The sequence below is a fragment of the Streptomyces sp. NPDC020780 genome (assembly GCF_044334475.1).
Classification (GTDB): domain Bacteria; phylum Actinomycetota; class Actinomycetes; order Streptomycetales; family Streptomycetaceae; genus Streptomyces.
Window position 1 is genome coordinate 127,174 of sequence record NZ_JBIRTB010000003.1, and the last position, 16,923, is coordinate 144,096.

Below are 16,923 nucleotides of genomic sequence, written 5' to 3' on the forward strand. Positions count from 1 at the left end.
CCATCGGGCCTCCCCTCTCCGCTGCGGCGCAGAGGGGAGGCCCCGGCCGTTCCCGGGCCCCTACCGGTCCGCCGGTGACGCTCAGACGTACCGGTAGAGACGGCTGTGGTCCATGAGTTGCGAGGGTGCGACGTCCCAGGGGGGCATCGGCTCGTCGAGCGCGAAGACGCGGCCCCGCTGCGGGTCGCCGGCCGGAAGCGCCCCCGGCAGGTAGCGGGAGCGCGGGTGTGCCTTCTGCCAGCGCGTCCAGAGCAGGTCCATGTACGCGTGGTGCAGCCAGAAGACCGGATCGTCGGGCGATGCTGCGCCGGCCATCGACCCGCCGATCCAGCGGTGCACCCGGTTGTGGGTGGCGACTGGGCGCGAGCCCCTGATCCCCCAGCCCTCCATCCTGTTGCGGAAGCCGGTGGTGCTGACGCTGTTCCAGGGGGCGGCGTCGTACAGCGGGTCGGCGAGCGCGCGGTCCACCTCCGCCCTGCCCGGCAGGGTGACCGGCGCGGAGGGCCGGCCGAAGTTCCTCCGCAGGAAGCGGTCGTCGGTGAGGCCCCCGCTGAGGGGCCAGTTGCCCTGCCGGTAGGCGAAGGGACCCGTCATGACCTGCCGGTCGCCCGGCCGGCCGTTCCCACCGAGGAAGTCGTCCGCCCAGAGGGAGGCGGCCGGGGTGTTGTCCCGCGTCCAGTCCCAGTAGGGGACGGACACGCCGGGATCGACGGCCCGCAACGCCTTCTCGAACTCCAGCAGGTAACGGCGGTGCCAGGGGAAGAAGGAGGGGGTCATGTGGGCGGGCCGTGGCCGGCTCTCGGCGTCGGTGACGTAGTACTGCCGGTGCAGCGTGACGAAGTCGTCGTAGCGTCCCGACCGCTTGAGCGCCAGGATCGCGTCGACAAGGCGCTTCTTCTCCGTACGTGTGAGGTTGCGCTGGTTCTTGCGGCTGTACACCCGTGCTCGCCCTTCGGTCAGATGGTGTGCGGGGAGGCTGCGGACAGCCGGGCGGTGCCGATCTCGTCGACCGCGGCCCTGGCCGTCTCCAGCAGCGTGGGGAAGGACTCGTAGTGGTTGACCGCGCTGAGGTAGCTCCCGTCGGCGCGCCTCATGACGTGCAGCCCTCTGCCGTCGATGCGGACGTCGATGTCCGGGGCGGCTGCCACGGCGCCTGCCTCCCCGGCGTGCGGCGCACCGGCCGCCACGACGACGGCGCCGGCCGTGCCCCGGATGTCGCGGCCCCGGTAGACCTCGGAGAACCGTTCGGGGCCCACGAAGGTGCGTTCGGGGCGGTCGGGCTGCCCCGGGGTCCTGAGGAGGACGGGGGCGAGCGCGCCGCCCGTGCCGGCGACGGCGGCCGCGGTGAAGGCCGCGCGGAGCACCGCGCGGCGGGCCGGCCGGCGGCGGCCCGCTTCCTCGTCCCTGCTGGTGTTCGGGTCCATAGGGGTTCCTGCCTCTCGTCCGCTCTGTCGGATTTCTACCTTCTCGGGGTGGGCAACGAGACGGCGCGCGAACGGTTCTCGTCCCGCGCCCGGCGCGCGACCGTGGGAATGTGCGGAGCGCCGCGGCCGCGTCGCCCGCCCAGCCGCACACGCCGGGGCCAGCATGGACCGTCCGAACTCCCGGAGGTTGAGCTATGAACGCGCCGACACAGGTGTCCACGGGCCGGACGCGCGCCGCGGGTGACATCGATCTGGCCGACCCGGCGTTCTGGCGGCTGCCCCGGCCCGAACGGCTGGCCGCGTTCGCCCGGTTGCGGGAACTGGACGCACCCGTCCGCTTCACCCCGCGTACGGGATCGCGCACACCGTTCCACGCGCTGGTCAGGTACGAGGACGTGAAGGCGGCAAGCCGGCTGCCGCAGGTGTTCGCCAGCGCTCCCGGCGTCACCACCCCGGAACCGGCCCGCTGGGCCAAGGCCGTGTTCGGCAACTCGATGGTCAACATGGACGGCGCCGAACACGCCGGTCTGCGCAGGACCATCTCCCGGGCCTTCACCCCACGGCTGCTCGCCGCCGCCGAGGAGGACATCGCCGCCGTCGCCGGCCGGCTGGTGGACGAGGTGGTCGCCGAGCGCCCCGGTGACTTCATGCGGTCGGCCGCCGCCCGCCTGCCGTTCGTGGTCATCTGCGACCTGATGGGCATTCCGGAGCGTCACCGGGCGGGCATCGCCGGCCTGATCGACCACGCGTCGGAGTACGTCGGTGTGCAGCGCAGGGGGCTCGGCCGGCTGCGGGTGCCCGGTCGGGGCCTGCGGTCCCTGGCCCGTATGCAACTGGTGATGGCAGGCATCGCCCGCGAGCGGCGCCGTGCCCCGGCGGACGACGTGATCTCGGCGCTCGTGCGCGCGGACGTCGACGGGCGGGCCCTGTCCGCCCGCCGGCTCGGTGCGTTCTTCTCGCTCCTGCTCGTGGCGGGTGTCGAGACCACGCGGAACGCGATCGCCCACGGGATGGCCCTGCTGACCGCGCACCCCGAGCAGCGAGACCTTCTGGCATCCGACTTCGAGCGGTACGCCGACGGAGCGGTCGACGAGATCGTCCGGTACTCGACCCCGATCATCCAGTTCCGCCGGACGGTCGTGGCCGAACGGGCGCTCGGCGGCCGGACCTTCCTGCCCGGCGAGAAGGTCGTCCTCCTGTACGCCTCCGCGAACCGTGACGGTTCGGTCTTCGCCGACCCCGACGTCTTCGACATCACCCGCTCCCCCAATCCGCACCTCGGTTACGGCGGGGGCGGACCGCACCACTGCCTGGGGGCGCATCTGGCCGGACTCGAGATGAAAGCGCTCTTCCGGGAACTTCTCTCCCGGCCGGGGAATATCCGAACGGCGGGGGAACCGCGTCTCGTCGATTCGAATTTCGACAACCGTGTCGGGTCTCTTCCTCTCGCCATCGGTAATTCTCACCCGAATGACGCGGACTGATTCCCCGGCTGTCGCCAATGGCCTACTCAGACGCGTTCGCGTGGCCCGTCGGCGAATGTTTCTCCTTATGGTCGACAGGTCGGAGGCAGCCGCTATCGAAGGAGCAGCCGTGCCCGGACAACGCCGTCTCAGGAGCCTCGGCATCGGAACGGCCGCGCTCGCCCTCCTCGTCGGCGGCATCGTCGTCGCGGACCGGGACGGGCAGGACTCCCAGACCGGCAAGGGCGCCTCCCCCGCGCCGTCGGCGGCGGGCGATACGACCGCCGTCGGCGCCTACCTGGACTACGGGCCGAAGGGCGTGCGGCGCATGGCGGAGCTGTCGCGCTGGCTCGGCGGGACGGAACTCCGCGTCGGTCACACCTATCTGCCGGGCGACCTCTGGGAGAACATCGAGGGCCGTCCCGGTTTCCTCGCTTCCTGGGCGGCATGGCGCCGTGCCGACGAGGACCGGATGTTCGTCCTCAACACCCCGATGATGGAGCGGAACGAGGAGCACCTCTCCGACGACGAGGTGCGCGGCCTGCTGGGCGAGGCCGCCGCCGGGGCGTTCGACGAGCACTTCCGCAGGCTGGCCGAGCGTCTGGTGCTGCTGGGAGTACCGGACACGGTGATCGTGCTCGGCTGGGAGATGAACGGCACCACGTACACCCATCGCTGCGGCCCGGACCCCGTCGCCTGGAGGACCTACTGGAACCGCGTCGTCACCACGATGCGCTCCGTCCCCGGTCAGGAGTTCCGCTTCGACTTCGCGCCCAGCCGTGGCCGGGACGCCGTCCCCTGGACCGAGTGCTACCCCGGCGACGACGTCGTCGACATCATCGGTATGGACTCCTACGACCAGCCGCCGGCGAAGACGTTCGACGAACAGGTGGACGAGCCGTACGGACTGCAGAAGCAGGTCGACTTCGCGGCGGAGCACGGCAAGCCCATCTCCTTCCCGGAGTGGGGGCTGTTCCGCAACGGGGACAATCCCGCGTACGTGCGCCGCATGCTCGAGTGGTTCGAGCGGCACCGGCCGGTGTACCAGACGATCACGGACTACTGCCCGCACGGTGTCTGGCAGTGCGCCGAGAACCCCGAGTCCTCGCGGGTCTTCCGCGAGATGCTGTCCCGGCAGCCGGGCGCCGTCGATCCGGCCGGGCCCACGCCGGTGCCGAGCCGGCCGCCGACGCCCGGCACGCCCACGCCGACCGTCCCGGCCCCCGGCACCGACGGGCCCGACCGGTGCGTCAGCGTGCCGGTGGACCACTGGTTCGGCCAGTGGCTCGCGAACAGCGGGTTCTGCGTGCGCGACCGCGGGTGAGTGACCGCCTGCGGGCAGCTCGCGCGTGAGCGAACGTCCGGGCGCCCGCCGGAGTGCTGTGCCGGACGCCACGACACCGGCCGTGGCCCCCGGCCGAGGCGGGGCCGCTCCACCGAGAGGCCGGCGCGTTCCCCGCCCCGCGGGGGTGCGGGCGGGCGCCGCCGGGACAGGTTCCAGGGCCGGGGGATCCGCTCCGTGGGAGTCGCCGTCGCGCTCGTCGTCCACGAGCCCGGGCGAACCGGTCCGGCGTCGGGCGTGCCGGGCCGGCCGGGGTGTCACCCGGACGGCCCATAGGGTGGCTCCATGTCTGCTCCGTTGAGTACCGCCAGAACCCGCGCCGCACTCCGCGCCTCGGCCCGCATATCGGCTGAGACGCTGCTCGTCCTCGTCCTTGCCGCGGTGACCCTGTGGGTGCTGGGCCGTATGTGGTCGGTCGTCTGGCCCCTCGTGATCGGTCTGCTGCTCACCACACTGACCTGGCCCCTGACGCGTCACCTGCGCCGACGTGGGTGGCCCCCCGCCCTCGCGGCCTCCGCCGTGACCGTGCTGTTCCTCCTGGTCACCGCGGGGGTAGTGGCGCTCATCGCCGTGCCGGTGGCCTCGCAGTCCGGCGAACTGGCCGACGGCGTGGTCGAAGGGATCCAGAGATTGCGGGAATGGGCCTCCGGTCCGCCGCTGAACATCGGCGACGAACAGATGACCGGTGCGTTCGACTCAGCGACCGCCCGCATCCAGGACAGCGCCGGCAGCCTGGTCACCTCCGCCGTCTCGGGGGTGAGCACCGTGGTCGACGGGGTGGTCACCGCCGTCCTGGCGGTCTTCCTGATGTTCTTCTTCCTCAAGGACGGGCCGCGGTTCCTGCCGTGGCTGGGACGTCAGCTCCCCGGACGGCTCGCCACCGACGTCCCGACCGTGGCCGCGCGTGGCTGGGAGACCCTGGGCGAGTTCGTGCGTTCACAGGCGTACGTCGGTCTGCTCGACGCCGTGCTCATCGGCATCGGCCTGTGGATCGTGGGGGTGCCGCTGGTGCTTCCGCTGGCGGTGCTGACCTTCGTGGCCGCGTTCGTGCCGATCGTGGGTGCCCTGTTCGCCGGCTTCGTCGCGGTCCTCATCGCCCTGGTGTCCAACGGCCTGACGGACGCCCTGATCGTGCTGGCGATCATCGTCGCGGTGCAGCAGCTCGAGGGGAACGTGTTCCAGCCGATGATCCAGAGCCGCGGACTCGGCCTGCACGCCGCGGTGGTCCTGCTGGCTGTGACGCTGGGCGGCAGCCTGGCCGGCATCGTGGGCAGTCTGCTCGCCGTCCCCGTCGCCGCACTGATCGGCGTGGTCTGGAACTACCTGCGCGAGCAGCTGGCCGACCAGCGGGAACCGCAGCCCGGGGAACCGGCCGGCACACCGTCCTGACGGATCCGCCGTCGCGCCCCGGGGGACCGGGCCGTTCGCCACCGCTCCGCAGCGAGGGCTGATCAGCAGGGCCACGGCAGCATGGCGGCGAGCCGGCCCGCCGCGGTTCTGGCGGGCAGAAAGCGAGGCGGTGGGCCTGACGCGTCGATGCCGGAGGCGGATAATGGAGGCATGGGTCTTCTCGCACTCCGGCCCCGTACGATCCGGCGGCGGATCGGCTCCGGGCTGTTCAGCCGTGTGGCCGGCCCGGGTGGCCCCGCCGCGCGGGAGCGCATCCACCATGCCCCGGGGCCCCGCTGGTTCGGCCCGGACCGGCCGATCCGCCGGGTGCACGGGGACGCGTCCATGTTCATCGGCGGGCTGCGGGCACTGCTCCTGCAGTCCCTGCATCCTCTGGCCATGGCGGCGGTGGCGGCTCATTCCGGCTACCGGAGCGACCCGTGGGGCCGCCTCCAGCGGACGAGCACGTTCCTCGCGGTGACCACGTTCGGCACGGCGGCGGACGCCGAGGAGGCGGTGCGGCGGGTACGGGGCGTGCACGAGCGGGTGGAGGGTGTCACCTCGGCGGGCGAGCGGTACCACGCGTCCGACCCGCATCTCCTCGCCTGGGTCCACGCGACCGAGACGGACAGTTTCCTGCGGGCCCATCAGCGCTTCGGGCGGCAGCCTCTCGACGGCCCGGGCTGTGACGGGTACATAGCCGACACGGCTCGCGTGGCGAGCGCCCTGGGGGTTGCGGACCCGCCCCGGAACCGGGCGGAACTCGCCGCGTGCATCGCGGCGTACCGGCCGGAGCTGCGGGCGACTCCGCAGGCGCGGGAGGCCGCGCGCTTCCTGCTGGTCCGGCCGCCGCTGCCCGTGTTCGCCTGGGTTCCCTACACCGTGCTGGCCGCCAACGCGGTCGCCATGCTGCCCTCCTGGGCCCGCAAGCCGCTGCGCCTGCCCCTGCTCCCCCGCTTCGAGAGCCACTGCGTGCGGCCGGCCGGGCAGCTCCTCACCCGGTCCATCCGCTGGGCGATGAGCCCTCCGCCGGCCCCGGACCGGCCGCAGAGCGCCTGAATCCGCCGCACGTACGGGACGGTGTCCGCCTGCCGGCCCGCCGGGTGCCGATACCGTGCCCGGCCAGCGGTCCCACGGTCAGGCCCGCGTCGCGGAGGCCGCCGACCAGCACGGGGAGCGCCTCCAGCGTCGCCCGCCAGCAGCCGGGCGCCGCCACCCGGTCGGTGTCGTGCAGCAGGACGGTGCCACCGCCGCGCAGGTCGCGGCGTACGGTGGCCAGTACGGAGGCGCCGGTGGCGTCGGCGGTCCAGTCGCGTCCCCACGCAGACCACAGGACCGGCCGCAGCCCCGTCCGCAGCGCCGCGGCCCATCGGCCGGCCGTCAGGATGCCGTACGGCGGCCGGTACCACACCGGGGCGGCGCCCGCCGTGCCGCGCACGGCTTCGGCCGCCCACGCCAGTTCGCGGGTGTCCCGGGCGAACGACGAGAACCAGGGCCGGCTGTGCGTCCATCCGTGCACCGCGAGTTCGTGGCCCCGGCGCACGATCTCGCGGCCGGTCTCCGGGTACCTCACCAGACTCTCGCCGAGCACGAAGAAGGTGGCGTGGGCCGACATCCCTTCCAGGACGTCGAGGAAGAGCGGGGTGGAGCGTGGGTCGGGGCCGTCGTCGAAGGTCAGCGCGACATGACCACGGTTCCCGAGACCGGCCAGGGCGGGGAAGAGGGTCCTGCGCACGGCGGGCAGCCAGGTCCCGGCCGGGAGTACCTGGGCGCCGAGCGCCAGCGCCGCGAGGGCCAGCGGAGGCCGGGCGGCGGACGGAAGGACCGGACGACGGGCGCTCAACCGGCTGGCCCTCCGCGTGCCCGGTGCCGCTTCGGGCCGACCGTCGCGTCGAAGGAGCCGGAGCCCGGGAGGGACTGGGCGAGGAACGCGGTACCGAACGCGACGAGGACCGCTCCGAGCGCTCCGGTCAGGAGGTTGAGCCCCAGGGGGATCCGCTCGCCGAAGAGCGCCCAGCCCAGGCCGACACTGACCAGGGCGTCCCCGAGCGTGAGAGCGGGCTGGGAGGCGGCCAGCGTCCCGGCGCCCAGCGTGCTCTGCAGCAGCAGGAAGCTGAGCAGCCCGACGGCGGCAGCCGCGTAGGGGTAGCCGTTCGCGAACACGGCCACGAAGCCGTCCCCGACCCGCCCGGTGACCTCCTTGATCAGCGCGGCGGTGCAGGAGAAGCAGACGGCCGTGGCGCAGCCCAGCAGCGCGGCACGCGCGGCGCCGTGGAGCGTACGGGCGACCAGGAGGAGCACCAGCACGGTGACGGCCAGCAGCGCTGCGACCGGGAGCCAGCCCGTCGCCTCTCCCGTCTCCTCCCCTCCTGACGGGCTGACGGCCAGCAGGAAGAGGGCGAGGCCCGCGGCGAGTGCCAGGAACGACAGCCAGGTCCTGCCTGCCGGGCGGCGGTGGAACACGACGCTGCCCACGATCAGGGTGAACAGCAGTTCGCTGGCGAGCAGGGGCTGGACCACCGACAGCCTGCCGAACGCGAGGGCTCCTGCCTGGAACGCGGCGGACAGCACCAGCGCCGCGGCCCCTGCGATCCAGAACGGGCGGCTCAGCAGTCCGGCCCACCGGCCACCCGCCCTCCACATCCGGGAACCCGGGGGCTCCGGCTGCCGGTCGGCCCACTCCACCGCCGCCCGGCGCTGGAGGACGGACGCCGCGGCGTTGGCGCAGGCCGAGAACAGCGCCAGGACCACGGTGGCGACGTTCATCCTTATCCGAACCGGGTGGCGAGCCGCCGGTAGAGCGCGGGCGCGATGCCGCGCACCCGTCCGGGCAGTCGCAGCCAGCCGGGTACGAACACGTCCTCGCGTCTGTGGAGCAGCGCGTCCCAGATGGCGTCGGCGACCCGTTCGGCAGGAACGGGACGGGGAGAGGACCGGGTGTACGGGGTGCCGCGGCGTTCGAAGAAGGGGGTGGCCACCACGCCCGGGACGACGTGCAGGACACGTACCCCGGTGCCGGCCAGTTCGAGGCGCAGGGCGTCCGCGAGTACGGCGACCGCCGCCTTCGCGGCGGAGTAGACGGCCTCGTCCCGGACTCCGAGGGTGCCGGCGACCGATCCGATCAGCACGACCTGTCCCCTGCCCCGGGCCAGCATGTGGGGCAGCACGAGTCGCACCAGGTGGACGACGGAGACCAGGTCCAGCGCGAGGACCTCGTCCGCGGACGCCGCGGGCATCGTGTGCAGGGGCCCGGCCCAGCCGACCCCGGCGGCCGCGACAAGCAGATCGACGTGCCCTGCGGCGTCCAGGGCGTCCCGCACCAGCCCCTCGGCGCCCTCGGAGGCGGAGAGGTCCGCGAGAAGGGGACGGCCCGAGGTGTGCGCGGCCACCTCCCGCAGGCGGCCGGGATCGCGTCCGCTGACCAGGAGCTCCCAGCCGCCCTCCGCCGCGATCCGCCGCGAGACGGCGGCTCCGATGCCGGAGGAGGCACCGGTCACCAGGGCGACGCGCTTCTGCGCGACGTGGTGGTCGGAGCGGCCCGGAGCGGTCGGCCGGCGGTGACCCGTGCCGGGAAGGGCTCGCCCCATGTGCGGCTTCCTCTCTCAGCGCCCTCTCGCCAGGTGCATGGCACAGCATAGGAAAGAAGTCATAACATGACGAGAAATGACAAATCGTACGGCGATCGTCGCATACCCCTTGGAGGGTCCGCATGGCCGGACGTTTCCTCGTCCTCAGCGCGAGCATGGGCGCCGGCCATGACGCGGTGGCCTCGGAACTGATACGGCGCCTTCGGGCCGCGGGTGACAGCGCCCTCCTGATCGACGTACTCGACCTGCTGCCACCGGGCGTCGGGCCGGGGCTGCGCGGCTTCTACCGGAACGCCATCCGCCACGCCCCGGCCCTGTACGCGGGCCTGTACGCCGCCTTCTTCCGTACCGGCGACGGGCCGCGCCCGGGCAGTACCCCGCTGGCCGCACTCGCCGAGAAGAGGCTGCTCAGGCTCGTCGAAGGGGAGCGGCCGGACGCGGTGGTCCCGGTGTTCCACCTCGCCGCGCAGCTCACGGGGCGGCTTCGCCTGCGGGGCGCGCTGGGCGTCCCGAGCGCCGTCCTCGTCACCGACTTCGCCGTCCACCGCCAGTGGCTCCATCCGGGGAACGACCTCTATCTGTGTCTCACGCGGAGGACCGCGGACGACGTGCACCGGATGGCGGAGCGGCCCGCCGTGGCCTGCGGTCCGCTGGTGCCGGACTGCTTCCTCGGGCCCGCGCCGGGCGCCGGGAGATGGCGGCGGCGCCTCGACGGTGAGGGCCTCCCGGCCGTGCTGATCTCGGCGGGCGCGTGGGGCGCCGGTACGCACTTCTCACGCACGGCACGACTGGTGGCCGCCGCCGGGTACCGGGCCGTCGTGCTCTGTGGCAGGAACGAGGCGCTGCGCCGCAGCCTCTCGCGGACACCGGGGGTACTGGCCGCGGGGTGGGTGCGGGACATGCCGGGCCTGATGGCCGCCTCCCGGGTCCTCGTGGACAACGCGGCCGGCCAGACGGCCCTGGAGGCCCTGGCCGCGGGACTTCCGGTCGTGGGCTACCGGCCCATCCCCGGCCACGGTGCGCAGGGCGTCCGGCTGATGGCCGAGCACGGCCTCGCCTGCCGTGCGCGCGATCCGTGGGGGCTGGTCCGCTCGCTTGACGCCCTGAGCGCGCCGGGTCCTCAGCGGGACATGCGCGTCGCCGCGGGTAAGGCCCTGTTCACCGGGCACCCCGGCGCCGTTCCGGCCCTGGAGGAACTGGCGGCCTCCGCGCCGCGGTGAGCCGCTGTCATCCGAATGCCCTGTGAGGACGCGCGCCGAAGGGGTACCCCACCGGCATGAAAGTCCTCGTGATCACGTGCACGTTCACGTCGCCACCGGCCCCGAAGGCATTCGCCGCAGGCCCGCCGGGCGCACCGCCGCAGTGGCACAGCCGCCCCACGCCGTCACGGCGGACGGGGCAGCCAGGCATTTGGCACCGTTTTTACCTGGGGTGACGGTTTCTCACCTGCCGACGCGGTGAGGCGAGTGGGCGTCACCGCGTCGGCCCGGTGGGGCACCCGGCGCGCGTCTTCGGAGACCTCGCCCGCACCCGCGGTGGAGTCGGGAAGGAACGGACTATGCACACGGAGTCGGCATCGGATCCGGCCGGGCGGCGGCAGCCCCCGGGTTCCGGGGCGGCCGTGGACGCCGCCGCCCTGGAGAGGGCGCTGCGCGACCGGGTCCGTGGGGAGGTGCGGTTCGACGCGGGCAGCCGCGGGGCCTACGCGACGGACGGTTCGAACTACCGGCAGGTCCCGATCGGCGTCGTCGTGCCGCACGACATCGAGGCGGGCGCCGAAGCGGTCGCCGTCTGTGCGCGGTTCGGCGCGCCGGTGCTCTCCCGCGGGGGCGGCACCAGCCTGGCCGGCCAGTGCACCAACACGGCGGTCGTCATCGACTGGTCGAAGTACTGCCATCACCTGCTCTCGGTCGACGCCGACGCGAGGACCTGCGTCGTCGAGCCGGGCATCGTGCTCGACGCGCTCAACCGGCAGCTGTCCGGGCAGGGACTGAAGTTCGGGCCGAAACCGTCCACCCACAGCCACTGCACGCTGGGCGGGATGATCGGCAACAATTCGTGCGGTGCTTCGGCCCAGGCGTACGGGAAGACCGTCGACAACGTGCGGCGCCTGGAGATCCTCACCTACGACGGGCTGCGCTGCTGGGTCGGCCCCACCTCGGACGAGGAGTTCGAGGAGGTGGTGGCCGGGGGCGGCCGCCGGGCGGCACTGTACGAAGGACTGCGCGGCGTCGCCGACCGGTATCTGGCCGACATCCGCCGCGGCTACCCGGAGATCCCCCGCCGGGTGTCCGGCTACAACCTCGACTCGCTCCTTCCCGAGAAGGGCTTCGACCTGGCCCGCGCCCTCGTGGGCAGCGAGAGCACCCTGGTCACCGTCCTGCGCGCCGAACTGGAGCTGGTCCCGGTCCCCGCGTACGAGGCCATGGTCGTCCTGGGGTACCCGGACATCTGCGCCGCGGCCGACGACGTGCCGGCACTTCTGGCGCACAGCAGTCCCGAGATGCTGGAGGCCCTGGACGGGCGCATGGCGCAGCTGATGCGGGAGGAGCACTCCCACCTCGACTCCCTCGACCGGTTCCCCGAAGGCGACAGCTGGCTGCTGGTGCAGTTCAGCGGTGACACCCGGGAGGAGGCCGACGCCCAGGCCCGCGAACTGCTGCGTGCGCTGGGCCGGAGCGAGGACGACCCGGCCGTCGCCTTCTCCGACGATCCGCGGCGCGAGCGGAAGCTGCTGAGTGCCCGCGAGGCCGGCCTCGGCGTCACCGCCCGGCCGCCGGACGGGCGGGAGACCTGGGAGGGATGGGAGGACTCCGCGGTGCCTCCCGAGCGGCTCGGCGACTACCTGCGTGACCTGAAGGACCTCTTCGCGGAGTTCGGATACGACCACCCCTCGCTGTACGGCCACTTCGGCCAGGGCTGCGTGCACACCCGGATCCCCTTCGGGCTGAAGACGGCCGACGGGGTGGCGTCGTTCCGCGCCTTCGTCGAGCGCGCGGCGGACCTGGTCCACTCCTACGGCGGCTCGCTGTCCGGTGAGCACGGGGACGGCCAGGCACGGGGCGAGTTGCTGACGCGGATGTTCGGGGAGCGGCTCGTGGGGGCGTTCGGTGAGGTCAAGGCGCTGTTCGACCCGGACAACCGGATGAACCCCGGGAAGGTGGTCCTACCCGGGCGGGTGGACGAGAACCTCCGGCTGGGTCCGCGGTGGCGGCCCACCGCGCATGACACCCACTTCGGCTATCCGGACGACGGCCATTCGTTCACCCGGGCGGTCATGCGGTGCGTGGGCATCGGCAACTGCCGCAGTCACACGGGCGGTGTGATGTGCCCGTCCTACCGGGCGACCGGCGAGGAGGAGCACTCCACGCGCGGCCGGTCCCGGCTGCTCTTCGAGATGCTGGGCGGGCACCGCGACTCCGCCGTCACCGACGGCTGGCGCTCGGAGGCGGTCAAGGACGCGCTCGATCTGTGCCTGGCCTGCAAGGGCTGCAAGTCCGACTGCCCCACCGGGGTCGACATGGCCACGTACAAGGCCGAGTTCCTCTCCCACCACTACGAGGGACGTCTGCGCCCGGCCGCGCACTACGCGCTGGGGTGGCTCCCCCTGTGGGCCCGCGCCTCGCGTCTCGCGCCCCGCCTGGCCAACACGGCCCTGCACATGCCCGGCGTGGCTCCGCTCGCCAAACGGCTCGCCGGGGTGGCGAAGGAGCGGGACGCGCCGGTACTCGCCGAGGAGTCGTTCGTGCAGTGGTGGGCGAGGCGCGGGACGCCCGTCCCCGACCCGGCCGGCCCCCGGACCGTCGTGCTGTGGCCGGACACGTTCAGCAACTACTTCCATCCGGGCATCGCGAAGGCGGCGGTCCGGGTCCTGGAGGACGCGGGCTTCCGGGTGGCGGTTCCGGACCGGGCCGTGTGCTGCTCGCTGACGCTGATCTCCACCGGCCAGCCGGCCACCGCGAAGCGGGTCCTGACGCGGACCGTGGAGGTGCTCCGGCCCTGGATCGAGGCGGGCACCCCCGTGGTCGGCCTCGAACCCTCGTGCACGGCGGTGTTCCGGGCGGACGCCCCGGAACTGATGCCGGAGAACCAGGACGTGCAGAGGCTCGCGCAGCAGGTCCGTACGTTCGCCGAGCTGCTGGTCGAGGACGCCCCCGAGGACTGGCGGCCGCCCTCGCTCGCCCGCGCCGCCACCGTGCAGACGCACTGCCACCAGCACGCCGTCATGAAGTTCGACGCGGACCGGGAACTGATGCGTCGCGCCTGCATCGACGCCGAGGTGCTGGACGAGGGCTGCTGCGGGCTCGCCGGCAACTTCGGCTTCGAGCGCGGGCACCACGACCTCTCCATGAAGATCGCCGAACAGGGTGTCCTGCCCGCCGTACGGGACTCGTCCCCCGGGGCGCTGGTCCTCGCCGACGGTTTCAGCTGCCGCACCCAGATCGAACAGGGCGGCACCGGACGGCGTGCCGTGCACCTGGCCGAGGCGCTCGCGCTCGGCTTCGGCGTCGCGCCCGCCGACCATCCCGAGAAGCTGGCCGAGCGTCCCCGCCTCCCCCACCGCAGGGTCCGGCCCGCCACCGCCGCCGTGCTGCTCGCCGCCGCCCTGCTGGCGGCGGCCGGCGCCCGGGCCAGGTGGCGCCGCTCCCCGGCCCGCGTCCGCACACGCGGCTCCTGACTACCGGCCGTACCTCCGGCCGCACCACCTCCCGTCCCGAGAAAGGCAGACCTCGTGTCCATCAAGGTGTCCGACTTCATCCTCCAGCGGCTGCGCGAATGGGACGTCGACCACGTCTTCGCCTACGCCGGGGACGGCATCAACGGCCTCCTGGCCGCGTGGGGCCGTGCCGACGACAACCCCCGGTTCGTCCAGGCGCGCCACGAGGAGATGGCCGCCTTCGAAGCGGTGGGGTACGCCAAGTTCTCCGGCAAGGTCGGTGTGTGCGCCGCCACCTCGGGGCCCGGCGCCATCCACCTGCTCAACGGTCTCTACGACGCGAAGCTGGACCACGTGCCGGTGGTGGCGATCGTCGGGCAGACCAACCGCAGCGCCATGGGCGGTTCCTACCAGCAGGAGGTCGACCTGCTGAGCCTGTACAAGGACGTCGCCTCCGAGTTCTGCGAGATGGTGACCGTCCCCGAGCAGCTGCCCAACGTCATCGACCGGGCCATGCGGACCGCGTACGCCAAGCGCACGGTGACGGCCGTCGTGATCCCCGCCGACGTGCAGGAACTGGACTACTCCCCGCCGACCCACGCGTTCAAGATGGTCCCCTCCAGCCTGGGCCTGGCAGACTACGCGCCCGTCCCCGCCCCGGACGAGATCGCCCGGGCCGCCGAGGTGCTCAACGCCGGGGAGAAGGTGGCGGTCCTGATCGGGCAGGGCGCCCGGGGCGCCCGGGCGGAGGTGCAGCAGCTCGCGGAACTGCTGGGCGCGGGCGTCGCCAAGGCCCTGCTGGGCAAGGACGCGCTCCCCGACGACCTGCCGTACGTCACCGGCGCCATCGGGCTGCTGGGCACCCGGCCGTCCTACGAGCTGATGCGGGACTGCGACACGCTCCTGGTCATCGGTTCGAGCTTCCCGTACACCCAGTTCCTGCCCGAGCTGGACCAGGCCCGGGCGGTGCAGATCGACATCGACCCGTTCATGGTCGGGCTGCGCTACCCCTTCGAGGTGAATCTGGTCGGGGATGCCAGGGAGACGCTGAAGGCGCTGCTGCCCCGGCTGAAGCGCAAGAAGCACGGTGCCTGGCGCAAGAAGATCGAGAAGGACTCCACCCGCTGGTGGGAGGTCATGCAGCGGCGAGCCGCGGTCGAGGCCGACCCCGTCAACCCGGAGTACGTCGTGCACGCCCTGGACGCACTACTGCCGGACAACGTCATCCTGGCCGCCGACTCCGGGTCGGCCGCCAACTGGTACGCCCGGCATCTGCGGCTGCGCGGGCAGATGCGCGGGTCGCTCTCGGGCACGCTGGCCACCATGGGCCCGGGGGTGCCCTATGCGATCGGGGCCAAGTTCGCCCACCCCGACCGGCCGGCGATCGCCATCGTCGGGGACGGCGCGATGCAGATGAACGGGATGGCCGAGCTGATCACGGCGGCCAAGTACTGGCCCTCGTGGGGCGATCCCCGGCTGATCGTGGCGGTGCTGAACAACCAGGACCTCAATCAGGTCACCTGGGAGATGCGCGCCATGTCGGGTGCCCCGCAGTTCCTGCCCTCGCAGTCGATCCCGGACGTGCCCTACGCCGACTTCGCGCGGTCGATCGGGCTCGACGGAGTACGGGTGGAGAAGCCCGGGGAGGTGGAGGCGGCCTGGCACCGGGGCCTGGGCGCCGACCGGCCGTTCGTCATCGACTTCCGTACCGACCCGGCCGTTCCCCCGATCCCGCCGCACGCCAGTCTCGACCAGATCGAGGCGGCCGCCACCGCCATCCTCAAGGGGGACAGCGACCGGGAAGCGATGGTCCGTCAGGGGCTGAAGGCGAAGGTCCAGGAGATGCTGCCCGGCCACCGGCACCGGAACGAGGGGCCCGGCGGCGGGAAAGACAAGGGCGGGAGGTGACGGCTCGTACGGGCGGCGGCACCGGCCCCGTCGTGGAGGAGGTCGGGGCGGCGGCGTACACCGTCCCCACCGACGCGCCTGAGGCCGACGGCACCCTGGCGTGGACGGCGACGACGCTCGTGGTGGTGCGGGTGCGCTCCGGCTCGACGACGGGGCTCGGCTACACCTACGGGGCCGCGCCCACGACAGGGGTGGTCGACGAGCTCCTCGCGCCGTGCGTACGGGGCCGGTGTGCGTGGGACGTGCCCGCGGCCAACGAGGCGATGAGCCGGGCGGTGCGCAACGCGGGCCGCCCCGGTCTGGTCGCCGGCGCCGTCTCCGCCGTCGACCTGGCGCTGTGGGACCTCAAGGCCAGACTGCTGGACCTGCCACTGGCCGGTCTCCTGGGGGCGAGCCGCAGCGAGGTGCCGGTCTACGGCAGCGGCGGGTTCACGACGTACGGCGAAGCGGCCCAGGACCGGCAGTTGCGCACCTGGGCCGAGGACCAGGGCATCCCCCGGGTCAAGATCAAGATCGGTGAGTCCTGGGGCGCGGCGGAGGACCGCGACCGGGAGCGCGTCGCCCGGGCGCGGCGGAGCGTCGGCGACCGTACGGAGCTGTACGTCGACGCCAACGGCGCCTACGGCCGCAAGCAGGCTGTCCGGATGGCCCGCCACCTCGACGCCCACGGGGTGACCTGGTTCGAGGAGCCGGTCTCCTCGGACGACCTGGCGGGGCTGGCCGCGGTCCGGGCCGCCGTGGCGGCGGACGTGGCGGCCGGGGAGTACGGCTACTCCCTGCCCTCCTTCCATCACATGCTGGCGGCCGGGGCCGTGGACTGCCTTCAGGCCGACGTGACGCGCTGCGGCGGCATCACCGTATGGCTGCGCGCCGCCGCGCTCGCCGAGGCGGCCGGCATCGAGATCTCGGGGCACTGCGCCCCGCACGTCCACGCCCATGTGGCCGCGTCCGTGCCCAACCTCCGCCACCTCGAGTGGTTCCACGACCACGTGCGGATCGAGCGGATGCTGTTCGACGGCGTCCTCGATCCGCAGGGTGGAAGCGTCCGTCCCGCGGCGGACGGTACCGCCGGGCACGGCCTGACACTGCGTCGGCAGGACGCGGAAACCTACCGCGTGGCATGAGAGCGAGAGAGAGGGAGAGCGTGGTGAGC

The 16,923-nt window shown here is 73.1% G+C and carries 13 protein-coding genes; 8 read left to right on the forward strand and 5 right to left on the reverse strand.

What is annotated here, in order from left to right; all coding sequences use genetic code 11:
• Positions 1-81 precede the first annotated feature (81 nt).
• Entirely contained in the window at positions 82-939 is an 858-nt protein-coding gene (locus tag ACH4VO_RS06830) for a tyrosinase family protein (RefSeq protein WP_360989099.1), read from the reverse strand.
• Positions 940-956: 17 nt separating this feature from the next.
• Positions 957-1,424, reverse strand: a complete 468-nt coding sequence (locus ACH4VO_RS06835; RefSeq protein WP_360989096.1) for a tyrosinase family oxidase copper chaperone — start codon at positions 1,422-1,424, stop codon at positions 957-959.
• Between the two features lie 194 nt (positions 1,425-1,618).
• On the opposite strand from ACH4VO_RS06835, the gene ACH4VO_RS06840 reads away from it, so the two are divergent.
• The 4 genes from ACH4VO_RS06840 (at position 1,619) to ACH4VO_RS06855 (ending at position 6,677) form a co-directional block, all read left to right on the forward strand.
• Positions 1,619-2,908, forward strand: a complete 1,290-nt coding sequence (locus ACH4VO_RS06840; protein ID WP_360989094.1) for a cytochrome P450 — start codon at positions 1,619-1,621, stop codon at positions 2,906-2,908.
• 109 nt (positions 2,909-3,017) lie between these two features.
• Positions 3,018-4,211 (forward strand): glycosyl hydrolase family 26, encoded by a 1,194-nt coding sequence (locus tag ACH4VO_RS06845; RefSeq protein ID WP_360989091.1) that lies wholly within the window; start codon positions 3,018-3,020, stop codon positions 4,209-4,211.
• Positions 4,212-4,514: 303 nt separating this feature from the next.
• The gene (locus ACH4VO_RS06850; RefSeq protein WP_360989088.1) at positions 4,515-5,618 is read left to right on the forward strand and encodes an AI-2E family transporter; all 1,104 of its coding nucleotides are present in this window, start codon (positions 4,515-4,517) and stop codon (positions 5,616-5,618) included.
• Between the two features lie 171 nt (positions 5,619-5,789).
• Positions 5,790-6,677: an oxygenase MpaB family protein gene (locus ACH4VO_RS06855; protein ID WP_360989086.1), complete on the forward strand. Its 888-nt coding sequence runs from the start codon at positions 5,790-5,792 to the stop codon at positions 6,675-6,677.
• Here ACH4VO_RS06855 and ACH4VO_RS06860 read toward each other — a convergent pair.
• The 3 genes from ACH4VO_RS06860 to ACH4VO_RS06870 are packed head-to-tail and all read right to left on the reverse strand — an operon-like array spanning position 6,613 to position 9,205.
• Positions 6,613-7,461, reverse strand: coding sequence for a polysaccharide deacetylase family protein (locus ACH4VO_RS06860; protein WP_360989084.1), 849 nt, complete (start codon positions 7,459-7,461; stop codon positions 6,613-6,615). The genes ACH4VO_RS06855 and ACH4VO_RS06860 overlap by 65 nt on opposite strands.
• Positions 7,458-8,384, reverse strand: coding sequence for a DMT family transporter (locus tag ACH4VO_RS06865; RefSeq protein WP_360989081.1), 927 nt, complete (start codon positions 8,382-8,384; stop codon positions 7,458-7,460). The genes ACH4VO_RS06860 and ACH4VO_RS06865 overlap by 4 nt, the downstream gene beginning before the upstream one ends.
• Before the next feature lie 2 nt (positions 8,385-8,386).
• Positions 8,387-9,205, reverse strand: a complete 819-nt coding sequence (locus ACH4VO_RS06870; RefSeq protein ID WP_360989078.1) for an SDR family NAD(P)-dependent oxidoreductase — start codon at positions 9,203-9,205, stop codon at positions 8,387-8,389.
• A 122-nt stretch (positions 9,206-9,327) separates the two neighbouring features.
• Between ACH4VO_RS06870 and ACH4VO_RS06875 the strand changes: the two genes are divergently transcribed.
• The 4 genes from ACH4VO_RS06875 (at position 9,328) to ACH4VO_RS06890 (ending at position 16,894) form a co-directional block, all read left to right on the forward strand.
• Positions 9,328-10,425 carry a glycosyltransferase gene (locus ACH4VO_RS06875; RefSeq protein ID WP_360989075.1) on the forward strand — a complete coding sequence of 366 codons (1,098 nt, stop codon included), beginning with the start codon at positions 9,328-9,330 and terminating at the stop codon, positions 10,423-10,425.
• Positions 10,426-10,763: 338 nt separating this feature from the next.
• Complete coding sequence (locus tag ACH4VO_RS06880) at positions 10,764-13,883, forward strand: FAD-linked oxidase C-terminal domain-containing protein (RefSeq protein WP_360989072.1); 3,120 nt, start codon at positions 10,764-10,766, stop codon at positions 13,881-13,883.
• A gap of 54 nt (positions 13,884-13,937) precedes the next feature.
• Positions 13,938-15,770 (forward strand): thiamine pyrophosphate-requiring protein, encoded by a 1,833-nt coding sequence (locus tag ACH4VO_RS06885; protein ID WP_360989070.1) that lies wholly within the window; start codon positions 13,938-13,940, stop codon positions 15,768-15,770.
• Positions 15,767-16,894, forward strand: coding sequence for an enolase C-terminal domain-like protein (locus tag ACH4VO_RS06890; protein WP_360989067.1), 1,128 nt, complete (start codon positions 15,767-15,769; stop codon positions 16,892-16,894). The genes ACH4VO_RS06885 and ACH4VO_RS06890 overlap by 4 nt, the downstream gene beginning before the upstream one ends.
• Positions 16,895-16,923: the final 29 nt, after the last annotated feature.

Coding starts and splice junctions, on each gene's coding strand:
- ACH4VO_RS06870 (WP_360989078.1), bottom strand. CDS start 9,205: ATGGGGCGAGCCCTTCCCGGCACGGGTCACCGCCGGCCGACCGCTCCG.
- ACH4VO_RS06835 (WP_360989096.1), bottom strand. CDS start 1,424: ATGGACCCGAACACCAGCAGGGACGAGGAAGCGGGCCGCCGCCGGCCG.
- ACH4VO_RS06855 (WP_360989086.1), top strand. CDS start 5,790: ATGGGTCTTCTCGCACTCCGGCCCCGTACGATCCGGCGGCGGATCGGC.
- ACH4VO_RS06850 (WP_360989088.1), top strand. CDS start 4,515: ATGTCTGCTCCGTTGAGTACCGCCAGAACCCGCGCCGCACTCCGCGCC.
- ACH4VO_RS06840 (WP_360989094.1), top strand. CDS start 1,619: ATGAACGCGCCGACACAGGTGTCCACGGGCCGGACGCGCGCCGCGGGT.
- ACH4VO_RS06865 (WP_360989081.1), bottom strand. CDS start 8,384: ATGAACGTCGCCACCGTGGTCCTGGCGCTGTTCTCGGCCTGCGCCAAC.
- ACH4VO_RS06875 (WP_360989075.1), top strand. CDS start 9,328: ATGGCCGGACGTTTCCTCGTCCTCAGCGCGAGCATGGGCGCCGGCCAT.
- ACH4VO_RS06880 (WP_360989072.1), top strand. CDS start 10,764: ATGCACACGGAGTCGGCATCGGATCCGGCCGGGCGGCGGCAGCCCCCG.